This window comes from Paenibacillus sp. FSL H8-0048 (assembly GCF_038002825.1).
In the GTDB taxonomy this organism is placed as follows: domain Bacteria; phylum Bacillota; class Bacilli; order Paenibacillales; family Paenibacillaceae; genus Paenibacillus_AQ.
In genome coordinates this window covers 6,601,463-6,619,302 of sequence record NZ_JBBODF010000001.1, presented here as the reverse complement: position 1 = coordinate 6,619,302, position 17,840 = coordinate 6,601,463, and the positions used below count along the sequence as shown (strand labels likewise).

The window sequence follows — 17,840 nt, the reverse complement described above, 5'->3', positions numbered from 1 at the left end:
ATTTAATGTACTCTATGTGAGAAGGCTTGATGGCCTTGGCACATCGTTGCAGTGGAATTGAAGGGTCTGGAAGATCAGCCCTTTACGGCCCCTACGGTGATACCCTTAATGAAGTAGCGCTGTACGAACGGGTAGAACAAAATGACAGGACCCGTGGCAACTACGGCTGTCGCCATCTTCATGGACTCGAGTGGCACATCGCGAAGCTGCACATTCGAGGCGGCAGCGGAATTGCGGACAAAATCAGCGCTGGTGATCACGTTATACAGAAAAAGCTGCAAGGTGCGATATTTCATATCCGGCGACAGAAACAGCATGGAGTTATACCATTCGTTCCAATACCCCAAGGCGATGAACAGCCCGATTGTGGCCAGGGCGGGCGTGGTCATGGGCAGAATCAGCCGGAGGAAAATCGTAAAGTCGCCTGCCCCGTCGATCTTCGCCGATTCCGTAATGGCATGAGGAATAGAGCGGACGAAGCTTTTCATCATAATGATCAGGAACGGACTTAGCAGACCAGGGAGCAGAACCGCCAGATAGTTATCTTTTAAATGGAGATACTGGGTGATTAACAGGTAGAACGGCACCAGACCTCCAGAGAACAGTGTAGTGAAGTAAATGAAGAAAGAAATTTTGTTGCGGTACATGAAGTCCGGCCGCTGCAGCGCATATCCCGTCATAGCCACCAGCAGCAAACCAACCGTTGTTCCCACAATCGTCATAACTATGGTTACTATATACGATCCGATGATCAGATCGGGATTCTCAAATACAATTTTATAAGCGAACGTACTGAATTCTTTGGGCCAGAAGTTGAAGCCGGAGAGCTTAATGGCCGATTCGGAGGTGAAGGAGGTCCCCAGCACCAGCAAGAACGGCAACAGGCAGCAGAGGGCGAAGAAGCCGATAAACAGATATCCAATCCACCGAACGACAAGTCCGCTGGCGTCGGTTTTTTTGTGTGCGCTTACAAAAGTCTCATCCATGGGCAAGTCCTCCTAAAAAAGTGAATTGTCAGGCGATACCTTTTTGACCAGCCAGTTAGCAGTTAGCACAACGATGAATCCGAACAAGGATTGATACAGACTGACCGCACTGCCCATCGAGAAGTTGAAGTTGGTCATCAGCGAGCGGAACACATAGGTCTCGATAATATCCGTAGAGGCGTATAATGCTGTGTTGTTAGCACCCACCAGATTGAAGAATAATCCGAAGTTCCCCTTAAGAATTCCGCCAAGCGAGAACAGCAGCAGAATGATGAAGGTCGGTTTGAGCCAAGGCAGTACGATATATCGGATACGCTGAAAAGCATTGGCTCCATCGATCTCCGAAGCCTCCACAATCTCACTGTCCAGCCCCATAATAGCGGCAAAATAAACAATGGAGCCATATCCGGTGCTTTGCCATAAATACGTGATAACAATGATAAAAGGCCACGCCCCCGGACTAGAGTAAGCCTTCACCGGATCAAGTCCCAAGGAGTGCAGGACCGAGTTCAAAATGCCATAATCATAACTCAGAATGTTGTAGGCGATGAGGCCGATCAGAACGGCGGATACGAAATACGGCAGGAACATCATGGTCTGGGATACTTTCTTAAACCATTTGGACCGCATCTCGTTCAGCAGCACAGCGACCGTAATCTGAAGCATGTTGCCAAGGAGGATAAACGCGATGTTATAAGCGATGGTATTGAACGTCAGGCGCCACAGATCACCCGTCATGACAAGGAACCGGAAATTCTCCAGCCCGGCAAAGGCGCTTCCGAAGATGCCGTCAGAATAGTTGTACTTGATGAACGCCAGATACAGCCCAGGCATAGGCATATAGGAAAAGATAAGAAAAAACGCTACAGCCGGAAAGCACATCAGCAGCAATGTCTTGTTGTTCTTAAAACGTTTCCAGCGGCCGCGCTTGGGTGTGGTATACCTCTTCTCTGTCAATTGGGCAGGTGAAGCAGTGGACATAAGACCCCTCCTTAATTGATTAGATAGCAGCTACCGGCTGTTAAATTTATGAAACCCATTTCACAAGAAAATAAAAAAATGAAACCTGTTCTTCATCCTGTCTCTCTTCTTCTCGCAAATTTCCCAGGGAGTTTCCTTGTTCATTCAGCAAGTAATCGGATTATAGGTGAAATGGGTTTCATTAAAAAATAAAATGTAAGGGCTTTCTTCAACAGAATAAGCCCTCGTTATTTCAAAGTCAACTATTAATTTATGTTCACGGATCAATTATTTCCGGGGAGGTGCTGTCGTCTGGCGTACCCTTAGCTCGGGAATAACCGAATGTAAACGGGACACCTGTTTGCCGGCGATCAGCTTATGCAGCATGTCTGCCGCCAGACCGCCGATCTCGCTGGCCATCAGCGAAACCGTGGTCAGCTCAGGAATGCTGAAGGACGCAAAAGGAATATCGTCGTAACCCACGATGGACAATTCCACCGGCACAGCGAGGCCTGCCCGGTCAGCCGCTTTCAGTGCGCCGATGGCCACCAGGTCGTTCATGCACATGATCGCTGTCGGCCGGTCCGGCAACTTCAGCACCTGCTCTGCAAACTTAAAGCCCATGTTGACAGAGAATCCCCCTTGGACCATCCATTCCTTACGAACCTCCAGACCGTTGTTCCGCATGGCCGTCCGGAATCCCTGAAGCCGCTGCTGCGTATTGGACATATGCAAGAAACCGCCAATGACGGCGATATCCCGGTGTCCAAGATCGATTAAATGCTGTGCAGCCAGCTCCGCTCCCAGCCTCTGGTCGACCGCCACCCGGTGAATCTTCGTGTTGGGCAGATTCCCGTTAATCATCAGCACCGGAACACGTTTGGCCGCTTCCTCTACCTCACGCACCAGCGCCGCATCCGGCTTGGACAGATCCAGTCTGCCGCCAATCATCACGATGCCATCGACCTGCTTCTCCATCAATATCCCCAGATACTGTGATTCCCGCGCATACTGGAGGTCGGTCTCCTCGTCCGAAGAGACGGTATCGCACAAAAAACAGGTGTAGCCCAGTTTTCTCGTCTCCCGGTCAAAGCTGGCCAGTACCTCCGGAAAAAACGGATTGGTGATATCCGGCAGGATGAACCCGATCATCCCGGTTTCTTTGCGGATCAGGCTTCGCGCAAGCGCATTGGGCTGGAACTGGTGCTTGTCGATCAGCGCAGTAATCCGCTCCCTCGTTTCTTTTTTGACCGGGGCGGTATTATTAAGCACTCTGGATACGGTGGCAACCGAGACGTTGGCTTCCCTGGCGATATCATATACGGTAACGGGTTTCATTCTGTTCCCTCTCTTCGCCCATCGGCAATAACTGGTTTTGGCTTCATCTTATCGTTAAGCTCTGTATTAGTAAACCATTTATTGCTATTTGGCTCCCCTACACATACCACTTCCGCTGCGCCTCATACATCGTCCGGTATTCACCCGGCATGCTCATGAGCTGCTCATGCGTGCCGTCCTGCACGATCCTTCCGTCCTTCATCACGAGGATTCGGTCCGCGAGCTTCACGGAGCCTAACCGGTGGGAGACGAGGATTGCGGTTTTGTCCCGGCATAAGGCGGCGAAGTCGTTATACAGCCGTGTCTCCTCCAGGGGATCGATGGCCGCTGTAGGTTCATCCAAGATCATGTAGTCGCTGTCCCGGAACAATCCGCGGGCAATCGCTACACGCTGCCACTGGCCGCCGGAGAGATCCGTGCCGCCGAACTCGCGTCCCAGCATCGTATCCAGCCCTTCCTTAACCCCTTCACCGGACAAAAGCACCCCGGCCTCTTCACAAACGGATACTATTGTAGCATCATCTGCTGGTTTGGAATGTTGGCTGATCCGCACATTCTCCCGCAACGTCTCCTTATACTTGCGATAATGTTGAAAAACTGCCGATGTTCGCTCATAGCCAGTCTGCGAAGCCTCCACGTTCCCGTACCACACTTCCCCTTCCGTAGGCGGGTATAAGCCCATAATGATGCGGCATAGCGTGGTCTTCCCGCTTCCGTTCTCCCCTACAATCGCCAGCGTCTGCTTACTCGGAAGGATCAGATTGATCTCCTCCACCGCATTCCGGGTCGCCAGCGGATAGCGGAACCGGACAGCTTTTAGCTCAATATCACTGTCTGCGGGTCTTGGCAGGTTGTTCGTCCTCTCAGCAGGTTCGTCGATGAAATCCAGAAAATTCTCAGTAGACCCGATATTCTCCGTAGCCCAGGCAATTCTCTCGGTGATCAGCTTGTTCATGAACCGGTATAGACTGCCAATCGAAGCCAGCACCGCCGCAAAAGCTCCAATCGAAATCTCCTGCCTCATCACAGACACAAACAGCATATATACGATCAGGCCGTAGCCCATAACCGTCACTATATTCAGAATGAGCTGAACAAGCTGCTTGCGTACCTGCGTCCGAAGTACAATAGCGTTCAACCGTTGCAGAGCCGAGGTATACAGGTTATTGAAAAATGAAGTAGCCCCCAGCAAGCGGGTCTCTGCCAGATACGACTTATCCGTCAAGCACTGCTCATAATACTCAGCTTCCCGCCGGATCGGGGCCGAAGCCGCCTCCAGATTCTTGAACGCTGACATCATCACCCACTGGGATAGCATCACCGGAACGAATACGACGACAATACTTAGCGCAAGCACCGGCTTGAGCGTGAACAGATACCACCCGATGAACACGAAATAAGTCGTATAGTAGAACAGAATGTCCAGTAAGGTCGTCCCGATCCAGATCAGCTTGCCGCTCCCGTTCACAGCCTTGTGGATATAATCCAGCCGCTTCGTGTCCTCGAATTCAGAGACCTGCAGAGAATCTACTCGCTTAAAAATCATCAGGTTCAGGTGCTTGCCCACACTTAGCCCGTAAATCTCCTCATAACAGTTCCCGAATCCGTCCATGACGTGATAGAACAGATACATAAGGGCCAGTACGCCCAAGGAAAAGAGCATCATTTTGAAGTCTATCCGGTCCGTAGCATAGGCAGCGGCATCATCCAGAAACTTTTGCATAAATAATACCTGCAAGACCCAGGAGACCGCCTGGAGCAAGGCAATGCCGATGTATGTATAGGTCATCCCGGGATTCACCTGGAATAAAAGCCGCAGGCATCTGGCCCCGTTCCTCAGGAATCCCTGCCTCTGTATTCTATCCATGCTGCACCATACTCTCTGCCTCATACCACGACTTCTGGCTGGCGAACATCTTCTGGTATAAGCCATCCGGGTGTTCCATCAATTGCTCATGTGAGCCCTGCTCCGCAATCCGCCCGCAACTCACCACCAGAATCTCATCCGAGATTCTCGCAGCACCTAGCCTGTGGGTGATGTAGATCGTGAACCGGTCTGCGCGGATGCTGCTGAACATTTCATATAGCCGGCTCTCTTCTATGGGGTCCAAGGCAGCTGTTGGCTCGTCCATGATATGGATGGCAGAGTCAGAGTACAATAGTCTGGCTATCGCTAAGCGTTGCCACTGCCCGCCGGAGAGGTCCAGGCTGTTCTCTTTGATTTTGCCGACATAAGTATCGAGACCGGCTTCCAGCCCCTGAACCATCTCACCCAGATTCATCTTGCTTATGCTGTGACGGATTCGCTCTTCATCCAGCTTCAGGATATTCCCCAACCGGATATTATCCTGGATCGTCAGCGCGTATCTGGCGTAATTCTGAAACACCACAGCGATGATGCTCTTCAGCTCAGGGTAACTATACTCCCGGAGGTTCCTATTATTTATGTAGATTTCGCCCTCGTAGTTATCGTACAACCCGGTAAGCAGTTTGATTAGGGTGGACTTACCGGCCCCGTTCTCCCCGACAATGGCATAGCTCTTCCCGCTAACCAGGGTGAACGAGCATTGATTCAATATGTATCTTTCCGTATCCGGGTAGCGGAAGCTCACCTGCCTGAACTCCAGCGATTGAAAGACGAAGCCGCCCAACTCCACAGGCAGAGCAGCGGCATCCGTCTTCTCACTGAGTCCGGCAAAAGCAGAGAAGTCCTGCAGATACTCCTTCATGCGCGCATGCTCCTGCATCGTCTCGGCTAACTGCCAGGACATCCTCTGCACAAGACTGAAGATCGCGGTCACCAGCGAGATGTACAGGCCAATCGTTAGCTCGCCCAAGTGCAGCGCAGGCAGCAGCAAGGCCACTATGATGATGCCGATCAGTAGGGCGATGATCGAGCCGCTTTTCAAATGAATAAAGCTTCGGATCTGTATCTTCTTCTCCACTGCGTACGTCTGATCATACAGCTTGCCGTACCGATCCCTGAGCGCCGGACTATATCCGAATAACGTGCGTTCCTCCGCATCCTCCCGGCTAGTCAGAATATGAGCCAGATCCGCACTCCTCCTCCGTATCCGCTGCGCCTCCATCCCCAGCACATAATTCGCCTTGCCCGTCTTCATGGCAATATAGAACAAAGGCACCGCAACCAGCACAATCACAATTCCCGTAATGAACGTGGAAGACATCACAATCACAAGCAGCGAAGCGGTCCCAATCAGCAGATTCAGTCCACTCATCAGATTGTTGAACCCGCCCATGAAATGACCCACCGGATCACCGCACACCCTATGGATTAACTCTGCGGTCTCCTTATTCTCAATATGCTGATACGCAAGCCGCGCCCGCTTGAGCACCATCTCCCGCTTCAGCCGCATATTCAGCCGATTGCGTCCCGTCAGCTCAATTAACTGCATCAGGCTGGGGAGCAGATGAGTGACAATCACATAACCTATAATCAGCGCAAGCGGCCTATAGATTAACGAATACTCGGCCTGGCCATTCACAATCTGGGTCGCCGTATTAATGAAATAAGCCATCACCAGCGTCTGATACGCAGGCAGCAGGGCATCCACCAGCATATACCCCATCGCTGCCACCGTCTGCACCGGAATCACCCGGAGCGGAATCCCGATCAGATCGAATACCGTATATTTTCTTGCAATAAGCATGCAGCAGTCTCCTTGTTGGAATGAATGATAGTGGGGACGAATCACAATAGAAAAGACTCGCAAAGCGTGCCCTAATTCATAGTATCATTTCCATCAATGAGGAATAACCTGTCAGATTATAGGGATAGCGTGGAATAATAAAGAAGATTAAGACCGTTATACACGATATGCACCACAACTCCCGGCCAGATAGAGCCGGTCTTGCGGAACAGGTATGCTACCAGAACGCCGACCATGAATGCGTCTAGCAGGATAACGGTGAATCCATGCACCACGCCGAAGATTGCAGCGCTGCCTACGATTCCGGCCCATGGGCCATAACGGTTCAGGGCATTGGCAATGACGCCGCGGAATACAAATTCCTCGCTGAGCGGCGTTAGGATCGCCCCCGTGATAAGCAGAATAAACATGGAGAGCGGGCCGCCTTGCGCTGCCGTCTGGAAATCCGCCTGGGTATTGATCTCGGTAATAAAGTGATAATAGATTCCTTCGATCACAAAACATCCCCCGAACGCAGCAATCCCGATGACGACCGCCACCAGCAGCCATTTCCGCTCCGTCGTCCGAAACCCGAAAGCGCGTAAATTGCGAATCCGCAGGGCGTAGGCTGCGAACAGAGCCAGGAAGCCAATCAGACCATTGCCCGCACCTCCGATATTAATCCGTAGGATGGCTTGCTCATCAGGAATTTGAAGCATCCAGACCCCAAGGATAACAACGCCGATCATATAGAGGGACAGTGCAGTTAGGATCTCTGGCCAGCCGGGCCGGGTGTGTGGCATTTCAGACAGAGATGGACTACTCATTGCCATCCCCCCGATTGCGGTCTTTTTTACTCATACTATTTTCCTCCTACTCTTCTCATCGAAGCTCGAATGTGTTGCTCAAACCTATCCTACTAACCCCACTAGAACAGAACTTAAACGAACCTTTGAATTTTTGCTTAATTTTGTCCCCGCTGTTTAGGTTCTGTTAAGATAAATATGCTATTTTGAACAAGGGTGACAAAATGCCAAATCTATCCGATATTAAAATCGCTATCATCGACGACGAACCTTCAATCATCACCATGCTGCAAATGGTGCTTCGCCGTGAAGGTTTTCAACAACTGTACGGGGCTTCCACTTGTGCTGAAGCTATCAGCTTGGTACAACGCGTGGCCCCCGATATCGTCCTGCTCGACATTATGTTTCCCGATGGCAGCGGGCTGGAGCTCTGTTCCAAGATCCGCGAATACGGGAATCCTTATATCCTGTTCCTGACAGCCAAAGCCACTGATCTCGATATTCTACGAGGCTTCGCCATGGGCGGGGATGATTATATCACCAAGCCCTTCAACCCCCTGGAGGTAGCCGCAAGAATTCAGGCGCGCATACGCCGGTTGGAGCCGGAAGCCTTGGCGTCCGCTGCTGCGAAGGTTCCCGGTGCGGGAATTTACCGGTTCGGCCGCTTCACCATTAACGAGTCGGAAGGTGAGCTGACCGTAGAGGGACAGCCTATTCCTTGCCCTGCACAGGTCTTCCAGCTATTACTGCACTTCTGCCGGCATCCCGGAATCGTCTTCTCCAAAACCCAGCTCTACGACAAAGTCTGGGGCATCAACGGCCAGGGCGATGATTCGACCGTAATGGTGCATATCCGCCGAATACGGGAGCGGATCGAACTCGATCCCGGCGACCCGAAGCTGCTGCTTACCGTACGCGGACTCGGCTATAAGCTGGTGAAGGAGCCGGACGAACGATGAAGATTCAGCAACGTATGGCTTTCCACTTCACGTATCAGTTGATTTTCTATGCGCTGGCGATTGTGACCATTGCCTTGGCTGCCTGCATCATGTTCTTCCAGAACATGACCAGCAATGAGATCCGCCGGAACTTTCCGGTTGGCGTCCTGGAGCAGATCTCCCAAGAAGCCCAGTATAAAGACGGGAAGCTTCACATCTTCTCCCAGTGGAGCAAGCTAATTGAGGAGAAAGAGATGTGGCTGCAGGTGGTTAATGCACAAGGAGACGTAGTATACAGCATTAATACAACACAGTATTCTGCCCTGCCTGCCTCCTACTCCACCGCTCAATTGCTCGATATCCAGGAGACACGGAGACTCGGGGCTTATGATGTACAGACACAAATGAACTTCTCGTTTCAGGACCCGCTGCTATATGTGCTCGGCTATCCAACCCCTGACCTCGACCAGCTTACGGCGTGGTTCAACGCATACGAACAGCAGGGTGTGGTAAGAAGAGAAGCCGTTCCCCTCTTGGAACAGCAGCTTCGGGAGACTGGCAGTTATCTGCAAGTGATTAATTCTGAGAGTAACACCGTACAAGGTATTGGCGATCAATCATATGTACAACGGGCATATCGGCCTCTGGACATTCTGGCCATCCAGCAGTCTCCAGACAACTACGACGCGGGGATTGTGGCCCACCGGGATGAACCGAGCGGAATGACCTGGATCGTCTATACGCCCCATGCAGCGGGACTCCCTCTGAAGCATCCTGTATTAGAAAATGTAACGCCGAGACTCATCTGGATTGCAGTGCTAATCCTGATCCTCGCGCTGTCGATCTCCATCTGGCATGGCTACCGCTTCGGGCGGCCCCTGATTCTGTTCGCAGGCTGGTTTGAACGGATGGGCCAAGGACAATATGACGAGGTGCTGACCGCCAAGGACAAGCGCAAGGTCTTCCGCCGCAACGGCACGATGCGAACCCGCAACCGGCTCTACCAGGAAGTCATTCAAGCCTTTTATCAGATGACTCATCAATTGGCTCAGATCGAGCGGGACCGCAAGAGGCTGGAAAAGGAGCAGGCGGAGTGGATGTCAGGAATCTCCCACGATCTGCGCACCCCTCTGGCCACGATTCAAGGCTACGGATATATGCTGGAGAAGCTGCCTGAGCAATGGAGCCAAGAGGAAATGCGGATCATGGGCGCGACTATCCGGGAAAAAGGGGATTACATGCTGGAGCTGATCTCCGACTTCTCGCTGATCCATCAGCTCAAGCAAAGCAATTCCATCATGGTGCGCCGGGAGACAGATCTGGCAGAGTTGGTGCGCTGCTCCGTATTGAAGTATGTCAACGACGCTACGATGTCTGAATATCTGTTCCACTACACCGGGGAAGAGGATTCCCTGCTCATACAGGCAGATGTAACCTGGTTACAGCGGCTGATGGACAATCTGCTGTCCAATGCCGTCAAGCATAATCCCCCAGGCACAACCATTACCGTCACTCTTACCCGAGTCCACGACAAGGCTTGCATACGGGTACTCGATAATGGAAAAGGGATGGACGAGGAAACACTGCATCACCTGTTCAACCGCTACTACCGCGGAACCAACACCGAGGAATCCACCGACGGCTCCGGCCTCGGCATGAGCATCGCCAAGACTATCGTGGAGGCACACGGCGGCGAAATTAAGGTTCAATCGACAACCGGGCAGGGTACGGAATTTGAGATTATTTTGCCGTGCTGAGCAAATAAGGTTTCCAGCTCTAATGAGTTGGAAACCTTATTTGCTTAAAGAATGCTTCTTACAGGAATTTCCTGTCAGATTATAAGGTGAATCAGAAGTAACTGTCGCCATTCTTTATAATTAAAATAACAATTTTTTAAATATTATGGAATCAAAAAATATTAAATGGTATAATTATACATGGAATTTATTTGAGGAAAAATTAGATTATTCCCATAATGAATTCCTATTAAAAAACCATGAAAAGGCGGTGTATTTTAGAATGATCCGTAGACTTATGTCAAAGAAGAATTGTTTGCTTTCATTATTTATTGCTTCATTTATGATTTTAGTCCCCATTGCAAATGCTGAAACTTATCCAGGTGGTCGAAATTCAGCTGTTTTCTATGCATATTATGATTCATCCGTTGCAAGTTATGGTTACACTGCTCAATATGATGCAGCACGTTCTAACTGGGCAGGACTCTCTTCCAAAGTAGCTGTTAACAAAAGTGGTTCTATAACTTCTGGTACAGATAAGTATTATGTTGGATTAACTGCGAATGTAGGGTATTTAGGTCAACATATTCCTTACAATAGCTCTGGTATTCAAACAAATAATAATTCATCTTGGGGATATTCTACCGTAGCAATATATCACAATACTATGACTAATCCCCCGCCTCCTTACAGTCCTTTAAGTTATTCAGAAGTTGTATCTAATGCTACACATGAAATAGGCCATAGTCTTAGTTTAGACCATACGAGTCAGTCTAGTTCAGCAATTTCGGTAATGAAGCAAGGAATTCAGGCAATCGGCCCTCAATCGTACGATATCAATTCACTTCGATCCAAATGGGGGAACTAAATTATGATGAAGAATAAAAAAACTATTTTTGTTATTTCAGGTGTAGTCGTTCTCCTTATCTTAGCTTCAGGTGCATCTTTCTTTAAAAACTCCAGTTCTGAATCAGCAACTTCAGAACCCACTTCAAATGAAATAAAAACTGTTTCAGTGAGTACCAATTATCTGAAGTTTGAAAATGTAGATGCGTTGGACACGGCTGCGGATTTGGTTGTTATAGGAGAAGCCACTCAGGATTTTAGTAAACGTAAACACATGACCACTTATTTCGATGATGGAACAACGCTTCAGGACTTTTACACATTAACAGAGATCAAAGTCGATCAAGTTCTCAAAGAATCTGATGACATTAGTAAAGCAGCAGACGGGCTGACCCTTGAAATCGTCGAACCCTTAGCCCTGGTCCAAAACGCAGGAGAAACAATAAAGTTAACACATGAGAACTATACTGAACTCCAAAAGGGTGAGAAGACAGTTATTTTTCTCAAGAAAAACACGTTCGGACAGTATTCTATATTCAACCAGAATCTTGGCAAATTCAGCTTAAATTCATCTGGAACATCCAAAGCTCTAATCGGAGATGAGGCTGCTGAATACAATACATTTAAAAGCGATGTATTAAAGAAGTATGGGGTGCAGGAAGTAGAATAGTTCTTGAATAACCTATCAAATTATAGATTTAAAATTGAATGGATAAAACCAAAAAAGACTGTGCAGAAATCTGCAACAGTCTTTTTTGTGTTATATATTCACTTGGCTTCCGCAATCTCTTCCTCCACAAGCCTAACCAATTCCGATGCCTTCATATTCAACGCCTCAGCAAGCGCCAGTAATGAGTTCAGCGTAGGCTGGTGAATCCCTCGTTCAAGCATCGATATGTAAGTCCGATCAAGATTACTTTCAAAGGCTAACTTCTCTTGACTCATCTTGTTTCTCTTCCGAATCGTCTTTAATACTTGCCCAAAGATCTCTTCTGATTTCAAGGCCATACCTCTTTTAGGTTAATTATCTAGTTGTCCGAACATCCAAATCCACGTAGTATACTCTACAAAAAGATAATAATTCATGTTATAATTTGCATAAAGGGGATGAGGAAATGAAGAGTCTTTTAGAGAAGCTATATCATGGCCATTTGCATCCGAGCGAAAACGTAATACCTAGTGACCCACAATACACTGAATTATGTCAACAAACATCTGAAATCATAGAGACCTGGAAGAGACGACTTACGGAAGAGGAGTTCCAACAACTTGAAGCATTGTTAGACCTAAATGCACAAACACACGGCATGGAGCTATCCTCGATTTTCAAATATGGCTTCCGTCTGGGAGCAGGCATTATGGTAGAGGTTTTAACGGGGGAGGAGGATCTTGCTAGTAGATTGAGTAGTGTTGGTGATAAAAATCAGTGATTAACAGAATGAACTCTGCGTGGTTCATAAATGTTATACATAAAACCTCACTTAAAAGTAATCAGAAACCTTGATTTCTCAAGGTTTTCCTCGTAACTCCAGGGACGGGTTAGCTTAGATCTTTTACTGAGCTCCCGGTCCCTGGTCCTTAACACCTTAATTTTCCACTCTATGATTTTCCCCGCTTTATTCAGGCATACCACTGCCTACATTCCCATAATTATGTACTTTTAATGTCTTCAATCTATATATCCCAAATATAAGAATTATTGTTTAGACGTATTACAATTATTGCCTTAGGATAGTCCAGGCAACTAAATACAAATTAATCTACGAAAGGGGAAATAAGTCTGCTGATTAATGAGTACATAGAAAATCTATTAATGATGACTTGAAAATTAATGTGAGGTGGGTCAATTGAAAAAGGTATTATTAATCATCGTTTTACTGTTTGCGGCGCTGCCTTTGCAGGGGGCTTTTGCAGACATTTCGTCTGGTGATAAGCCAAAGACGATAAGAATCAATTTCGGTAAAACCTATAGCATAAATGAATTTCATGTTAGTGGAATGGGCAGGTTTGATTCTTTTAAATTTTTCGACAAAAATGGCGACCAGACTTTCAACGTTAATTTCGCTTCAACTATTCCGTTAAATGCAAGTACTAGTTCAACCTTCAGTACCGAGTATATGGTAATTACGCTATCTGCGAATTCATCACTTAGCACGGTGGAACTGTTTAACGGAGGCGGTAGTCCAATAGGGGTTTTTACTGATACTGATTTTATTGATCTTGACCCGACACCAACACCTAAACCTAAAGGGCTTTTGTATGGACTGAATTTGAATCTCAGTAGAGCTCCTGGGGTTCTTGGAAGTTATTACAATCAACCTACTGATGGTGATGATACTACTTTTATGAGCATAGAATCCGGGCAGTATCTATGGTATTCCTTCCCTACTCCCCAGAATTTACACACTTTACGTGTTGTAAGCGAGGAATCAGGTGGTGTGTACTTTGCGGCATTGGATTCAAGTGGTAATGCGATAGCTTCGGTTACAAGCGTTCCTGGTGGTGATCAGACTATAAAAATAGATGCAAAAAATGTTAAAACCGTTTACTTGCTTAGACAGTATAGTGGTAGGAAAGTTATGACTTTTGATGTTTTCGGGGAAAGGTCAACGCCGACACCAACGCCGACACCTACTGTTGCACCCGAACCAACACCAAGCCCTACGCCAACTGCTACACCTGAACCAACACCAAGTCCTACACCAACACCGGCCTTGAAGCCAACTCTTGATGTAGCTATTACACCAGAAAAGATTGGTTTAGGCAAAGAATTTACAGCTGATGTATCACTGAAAAATGTGAAAGATATTTATGCTGAAGACTTTGAAGTGAAGTATGACAAAGAGCACTTGCAATATCTCGGGTTTGAAGAGGTAGCCGGTTATAAAGTATACAATAAACCCGTTGATCAAAACGGTGCTGTCCGTTTTGTAGTAGCCAGTCAGGGTGAAGAATACGGCATCAACAAAGATACGGTTGTCGTAAAACTCAAATTCAAAGCCAAGGCTAAAGGCACAGCAGTCGTCGATGCAACTAAAGCGAGGATTGCAGATACCGAAGAGGAATATGACTTGGAGAAGGATAACTGCCTGGAAGACAGTATCATCATTGAAGCAACTGACGTCAACAAGTCTGGTACGTACACCCTTGTTGACCTTGCGATTGATGCCAGATACTTCAAGTATTTCGCCCCCGATGTTGATCCGGTAAAGTATAATGCTCAGCAAGCCGGTGATGAATATGTCAATGATGATGACCTGCTCTTTATTGTTGATCAAATTCTAAACAATCCAGATTATCTGCCTAATACTTAATTATACAAAAACAACCCGTTAGCCTTAAAGTCTGACGGGTTGTTTTTCACATATATTTATTAATCTCCAATATAAGCAATAAAGTTTAGTATTGTTTAATTCTTCACACATTTTATTCAATTACAAAGGTGGTATTTAAAAGTGTCAAAATCATTTAAGATTATCGTTTCAACTTTAACCGTTCTATTACTTATCGGTGTACTTTCCTCGTTTGCTTTTCCTTTATCAATATCCGCTGAAGAGAGTTCAGCGCCAAAAAATTTGATTCCTATCATGACTTCAAATGATTCTCCACTTGGTCATACTACTGCAAGTAGTATTTGGGCAAGCAGACACCAACCTTTTAACCTTTTCAATGGAATTAAGGACGATGCATATGGATGGGCGAGTAGTCAGACAAAGCCGTTTGGATGGGTCTCATATGAATTTGACAGCCCTGTTGTTATTAATCAATTTGCATTATGGCCTCGTTCCGACATTACTCAAGATGCTTATAAAAATGAAACTCCTAAAGACTTCACCTTTGATGCTTGGGATGGTGATAATTGGATTCTACTTCATTCAGAAACAAACGTTACTGATTGGCAAGCACACGTAGAGAAAGTTTTTTCTTTCAGTAATGAAAAATCCTATACAAAATATAGATTGAATATTTTAAATAATAACGGTTTATCTGGTTTCACTGCATTAGGAGAAATGGAAATGTACCACACTGTTACTGCAACGCCTGAACCGACTGCACTTCCTACATCATCCCCGCCCCCTATTCCAACTAATTTACCAACACCTACTCCAGATGTGTCATCTGGTGATCGCGCATTACTTACTATCGAACTTTCAAGTGGTGCAGAAAAGGAATACGATCTGTCTATGTCAGAAGTTAATGCTTTCTTGAACTGGTACGATTCAGCAAACGGATCTAGCCGGTACGGTATTAATAAACACAACAATAACAAAGGCCCTTTCAGTAACCGTACTGAATATGTGATACATGATAAGATCCTAACCTTTGAAGTAAGTGAATATACAGCTCAATAAACAAAAAGAGACCCGTCAGGCATAAGCCCGGCGGGTTATTTTTTCTTTTTTCGATTTTCCCATAAGGTATTTGTTATAAGATCAACAATTAAGTTCTAATATAGAAAACAATCACTCACCTCATTTATGAGAAGTCCGCAGGGATACGCGAAATTCAAAATGCTCCCGATTAAATAGAGCACCGGCTATCTTTATTGACTCTGGTGTATATCCCTCAACTAAACCACCATAGTCCATCAAGTGGCCAATTGGGTCCGGTTCTGCCTGATACCATACTGATACCTTAAACTGTGCTAGGGCGGCCAGCAGCAAGTCTGTATCGCTTTCAAGGATTTTATGTTTAGTGGTCAAAAGCTCAATCCCTATCAAACGTTATCTTCTTTTTTTTATAAAGATTATTAGTTTTATTGTAAAACTGATTGTTATACAGAACTGCAAAAATATACAAAATAAAAATTAGCAATGATATGGCTAAAGCTGATCCTGCTATCTCAACTGAAAAAGCATCTAATTTAAATATTATGTTTGTCGCAATTAGAGCCCACATAACAATGGAACAACTTAATCCAAGTTCACTTATAAACTTTAGAGTTGCTAACAAATCTAAGAATAATGATTTTACTGGATGAAAATGATGATTTTTGTAACGTATATGTTCTTTATAGATGATATTGTGAGCATCCCAAAATTCCTTATTTATCTCATCATTGAATTTTTCAAGGCACTCAAGAAATTTTTCCTCATAGCTTTCCTTGTTATTTTTATATGCTCTATAAAATCCTGTCAATTCAAAGTAAATATTTAATGTTTTTACTGCTCCTATTAAGTGAGTCTTTGAATTTACCAAACCATAATCATTAAACATCTTATCTATAAGCGCTTCTTTTTCTTGTCCCTTGGGAGTTCCATTTATTTCTTTTAACAAAAAAAGAATGGGCGAGTACACTTCCCCGTAACTCTTCAAAAGTTCTGCATGAGCCAAATCTCGCTTTTTCTCCCTAATTCTAAATTGATATGCAACGAATGCAGTAAAAACGGCAACAACTAAGACTGAAATTTGTATCCCGAACAATAATACCCCTCCGTGTTTATATATGTACATCAAATATAAATCATTTGGAACATTATGTATATGTGAGTAAGGAAACTTTTCCTGAATGCAAAAAAACATCCCGCCATTACTGGCGGGATTGGCTAAGACAAAATTCTATTTTGTAGAATACTCGTCCACACTGAACGTGAGTATCTTATCAAAGATTACATAATCAATACGACTGGTAAATGGCCCTTTGTTATTGTCGTGCTTATTAATTCCATAACGGGCCGATCCAGAGGCTGTATCGTACCAGTTTAAAAAGGCATTGACCTCAGACATAGGAAGATCAAATTCTTTTTCAAGTCCAGTGTTCATCGTTACAACCAGGATTGCGCGATCTCCTGTAGGTTGTTCGGGAGTTGGTGACGGTGTTACTGTTGGCGTTGGCTCAATAGTTGGTTCTGGAGTAACCGTTGGTTCTGGTGTTGGTTCTACTGTAGGTACAGGAGTTGGATTAAGTGTTGAATATCCTACCGTGATTTCGCTAATAGCGATCCAAGTACTACTTCCAGTACATTCTATCTTAATACCGTTATACTTTCCGGGTTTTACAACAAAGGGTTCTAAAATAGTGTATTTTTTAGTTGCATGATTCTCTACATCCCTATTAACTTTTCCAGATATATCAACCCAAGCTCCCGACTGTAAACCATATATCTTGTAAGTAACATTCGTTTTGGGACTAGCAGAAGATGCTATTTGAACAAAATCCAAATATAATTCTTCAGGAAATTTCATTTCTATAGAACCGTTATACCCACCGCTATTCCAAAAAGTCTCTAAATTTGAATCTACTACATTGTTAGGTGTCATCCCACCGTATGAGTTATTTGCAGATACTATTGTTCCATCTGGAGGTAATGCTCCCTGCATCCCATCAGCTACTGTCCCACCCTCGGCATATGAAACATTCCCTTGCACTGTTGGGTGGATCAAAATAATAGATAACAATAGACTCATCACCATTGCCAACTTACTTATAATGCCTATTTTCTTTTTCACAAACTTCCATCTCCTTTAATATGTATGCATCAAGCCTACACTAAATAAAGGCGAACAAACAGTCTGTTTCTCGACAGGAATTCACAATACACTTAAGGGTTATTGAGGTAATATGTGGAATGGTAAAGAA

At 45.8% G+C, this 17,840-nt stretch carries 17 protein-coding genes; 7 read left to right on the top strand and 10 right to left on the bottom strand.

Annotated elements, in window-relative coordinates; all coding sequences use genetic code 11:
• Positions 1-74 precede the first annotated feature (74 nt).
• The 6 genes from NSU18_RS28785 to NSU18_RS28760 all read right to left on the bottom strand — a co-directional run bounded on the left by NSU18_RS28785 (position 75) and on the right by NSU18_RS28760 (position 7,737).
• Positions 75-986, bottom strand: a complete 912-nt coding sequence (locus NSU18_RS28785) for a carbohydrate ABC transporter permease (protein WP_341150669.1) — start codon at positions 984-986, stop codon at positions 75-77.
• Positions 987-998: 12 nt separating this feature from the next.
• Positions 999-1,967: an ABC transporter permease gene (locus tag NSU18_RS28780; RefSeq protein WP_445321828.1), complete on the bottom strand. Its 969-nt coding sequence runs from the start codon at positions 1,965-1,967 to the stop codon at positions 999-1,001.
• 267 nt (positions 1,968-2,234) lie between these two features.
• Positions 2,235-3,284 (bottom strand): LacI family DNA-binding transcriptional regulator, encoded by a 1,050-nt coding sequence (locus NSU18_RS28775; protein ID WP_341150668.1) that lies wholly within the window; start codon positions 3,282-3,284, stop codon positions 2,235-2,237.
• A 97-nt stretch (positions 3,285-3,381) separates the two neighbouring features.
• Entirely contained in the window at positions 3,382-5,073 is a 1,692-nt protein-coding gene (locus tag NSU18_RS28770) for an ABC transporter ATP-binding protein (protein ID WP_341150667.1), read from the bottom strand.
• Between the two features lie 70 nt (positions 5,074-5,143).
• Positions 5,144-6,955: an ABC transporter ATP-binding protein gene (locus NSU18_RS28765; protein ID WP_341017665.1), complete on the bottom strand. Its 1,812-nt coding sequence runs from the start codon at positions 6,953-6,955 to the stop codon at positions 5,144-5,146.
• 116 nt (positions 6,956-7,071) lie between these two features.
• Positions 7,072-7,737, bottom strand: a complete 666-nt coding sequence (locus NSU18_RS28760) for a CPBP family intramembrane glutamic endopeptidase (RefSeq protein WP_341017664.1) — start codon at positions 7,735-7,737, stop codon at positions 7,072-7,074.
• A gap of 227 nt (positions 7,738-7,964) precedes the next feature.
• Here NSU18_RS28760 and NSU18_RS28755 point away from each other — a divergent pair, with 227 nt between their 5' ends.
• The 4 genes from NSU18_RS28755 to NSU18_RS28740 all read left to right on the top strand — a co-directional run bounded on the left by NSU18_RS28755 (position 7,965) and on the right by NSU18_RS28740 (position 11,930).
• Positions 7,965-8,699 (top strand): response regulator transcription factor, encoded by a 735-nt coding sequence (locus tag NSU18_RS28755; RefSeq protein WP_341017663.1) that lies wholly within the window; start codon positions 7,965-7,967, stop codon positions 8,697-8,699.
• Complete coding sequence (locus NSU18_RS28750; RefSeq protein WP_341150666.1) at positions 8,696-10,435, top strand: sensor histidine kinase; 1,740 nt, start codon at positions 8,696-8,698, stop codon at positions 10,433-10,435. The genes NSU18_RS28755 and NSU18_RS28750 overlap by 4 nt, the downstream gene beginning before the upstream one ends.
• A 145-nt stretch (positions 10,436-10,580) precedes the next feature.
• Positions 10,581-11,282, top strand: a complete 702-nt coding sequence (locus tag NSU18_RS28745; RefSeq protein ID WP_341150665.1) for a hypothetical protein — start codon at positions 10,581-10,583, stop codon at positions 11,280-11,282.
• Positions 11,283-11,285: 3 nt separating this feature from the next.
• Positions 11,286-11,930, top strand: coding sequence for a hypothetical protein (locus NSU18_RS28740; RefSeq protein WP_341150664.1), 645 nt, complete (start codon positions 11,286-11,288; stop codon positions 11,928-11,930).
• Between the two features lie 98 nt (positions 11,931-12,028).
• Here the strand turns inward: NSU18_RS28740 and NSU18_RS28735 are convergent, their stop codons facing one another.
• Positions 12,029-12,268 carry a helix-turn-helix domain-containing protein gene (locus NSU18_RS28735; protein WP_341150663.1) on the bottom strand — a complete coding sequence of 80 codons (240 nt, stop codon included), beginning with the start codon at positions 12,266-12,268 and terminating at the stop codon, positions 12,029-12,031.
• A 107-nt stretch (positions 12,269-12,375) separates the two neighbouring features.
• Between NSU18_RS28735 and NSU18_RS28730 the strand changes: the two genes are divergently transcribed.
• The 3 genes from NSU18_RS28730 to NSU18_RS28720 all read left to right on the top strand — a co-directional run bounded on the left by NSU18_RS28730 (position 12,376) and on the right by NSU18_RS28720 (position 15,612).
• A complete protein-coding gene (locus NSU18_RS28730; RefSeq protein WP_341150662.1) occupies positions 12,376-12,690 on the top strand; it encodes a DUF6809 family protein in 315 nt (104 codons plus the stop codon).
• 417 nt (positions 12,691-13,107) lie between these two features.
• Complete coding sequence (locus tag NSU18_RS28725) at positions 13,108-14,574, top strand: cohesin domain-containing protein (protein WP_341150661.1); 1,467 nt, start codon at positions 13,108-13,110, stop codon at positions 14,572-14,574.
• Positions 14,575-14,715: 141 nt separating this feature from the next.
• Positions 14,716-15,612: a discoidin domain-containing protein gene (locus tag NSU18_RS28720; protein WP_341150660.1), complete on the top strand. Its 897-nt coding sequence runs from the start codon at positions 14,716-14,718 to the stop codon at positions 15,610-15,612.
• A 120-nt stretch (positions 15,613-15,732) separates the two neighbouring features.
• Here NSU18_RS28720 and NSU18_RS28715 read toward each other — a convergent pair whose 3' ends face one another.
• The 3 genes from NSU18_RS28715 to NSU18_RS28705 form a co-directional block, all read right to left on the bottom strand.
• Entirely contained in the window at positions 15,733-15,981 is a 249-nt protein-coding gene (locus tag NSU18_RS28715) for a hypothetical protein (protein WP_341150659.1), read from the bottom strand.
• A complete protein-coding gene (locus NSU18_RS28710) occupies positions 15,968-16,684 on the bottom strand; it encodes a hypothetical protein (protein ID WP_341150658.1) in 717 nt (238 codons plus the stop codon). Before NSU18_RS28710 ends, NSU18_RS28715 begins: the two co-directional genes overlap by 14 nt.
• Before the next feature lie 135 nt (positions 16,685-16,819).
• Positions 16,820-17,710, bottom strand: coding sequence for a fibronectin type III domain-containing protein (locus tag NSU18_RS28705; RefSeq protein WP_341150657.1), 891 nt, complete (start codon positions 17,708-17,710; stop codon positions 16,820-16,822).
• Positions 17,711-17,840: the final 130 nt, after the last annotated feature.

What these genes read in the sequence shown, in the direction of transcription:
- NSU18_RS28785 (WP_341150669.1), bottom strand. Translation starts at nt 986, where the DNA reads ATGGATGAGACTTTTGTAAGCGCACACAAAAAAACCGACGCCAGCGGA.
- NSU18_RS28780 (WP_445321828.1), bottom strand. Translation starts at nt 1,967, where the DNA reads ATGTCCACTGCTTCACCTGCCCAATTGACAGAGAAGAGGTATACCACA.
- NSU18_RS28775 (WP_341150668.1), bottom strand. Translation starts at nt 3,284, where the DNA reads ATGAAACCCGTTACCGTATATGATATCGCCAGGGAAGCCAACGTCTCG.
- NSU18_RS28770 (WP_341150667.1), bottom strand. Translation starts at nt 5,073, where the DNA reads ATGACCTATACATACATCGGCATTGCCTTGCTCCAGGCGGTCTCCTGG.
- NSU18_RS28765 (WP_341017665.1), bottom strand. Translation starts at nt 6,955, where the DNA reads ATGCTTATTGCAAGAAAATATACGGTATTCGATCTGATCGGGATTCCG.
- NSU18_RS28760 (WP_341017664.1), bottom strand. Translation starts at nt 7,737, where the DNA reads ATGCCACACACCCGGCCCGGCTGGCCAGAGATCCTAACTGCACTGTCC.
- NSU18_RS28755 (WP_341017663.1), top strand. Translation starts at nt 7,965, where the DNA reads ATGCCAAATCTATCCGATATTAAAATCGCTATCATCGACGACGAACCT.
- NSU18_RS28750 (WP_341150666.1), top strand. Translation starts at nt 8,696, where the DNA reads ATGAAGATTCAGCAACGTATGGCTTTCCACTTCACGTATCAGTTGATT.
- NSU18_RS28745 (WP_341150665.1), top strand. Translation starts at nt 10,581, where the DNA reads ATGGAATCAAAAAATATTAAATGGTATAATTATACATGGAATTTATTT.
- NSU18_RS28740 (WP_341150664.1), top strand. Translation starts at nt 11,286, where the DNA reads ATGATGAAGAATAAAAAAACTATTTTTGTTATTTCAGGTGTAGTCGTT.
- NSU18_RS28735 (WP_341150663.1), bottom strand. Translation starts at nt 12,268, where the DNA reads ATGGCCTTGAAATCAGAAGAGATCTTTGGGCAAGTATTAAAGACGATT.
- NSU18_RS28730 (WP_341150662.1), top strand. Translation starts at nt 12,376, where the DNA reads ATGAAGAGTCTTTTAGAGAAGCTATATCATGGCCATTTGCATCCGAGC.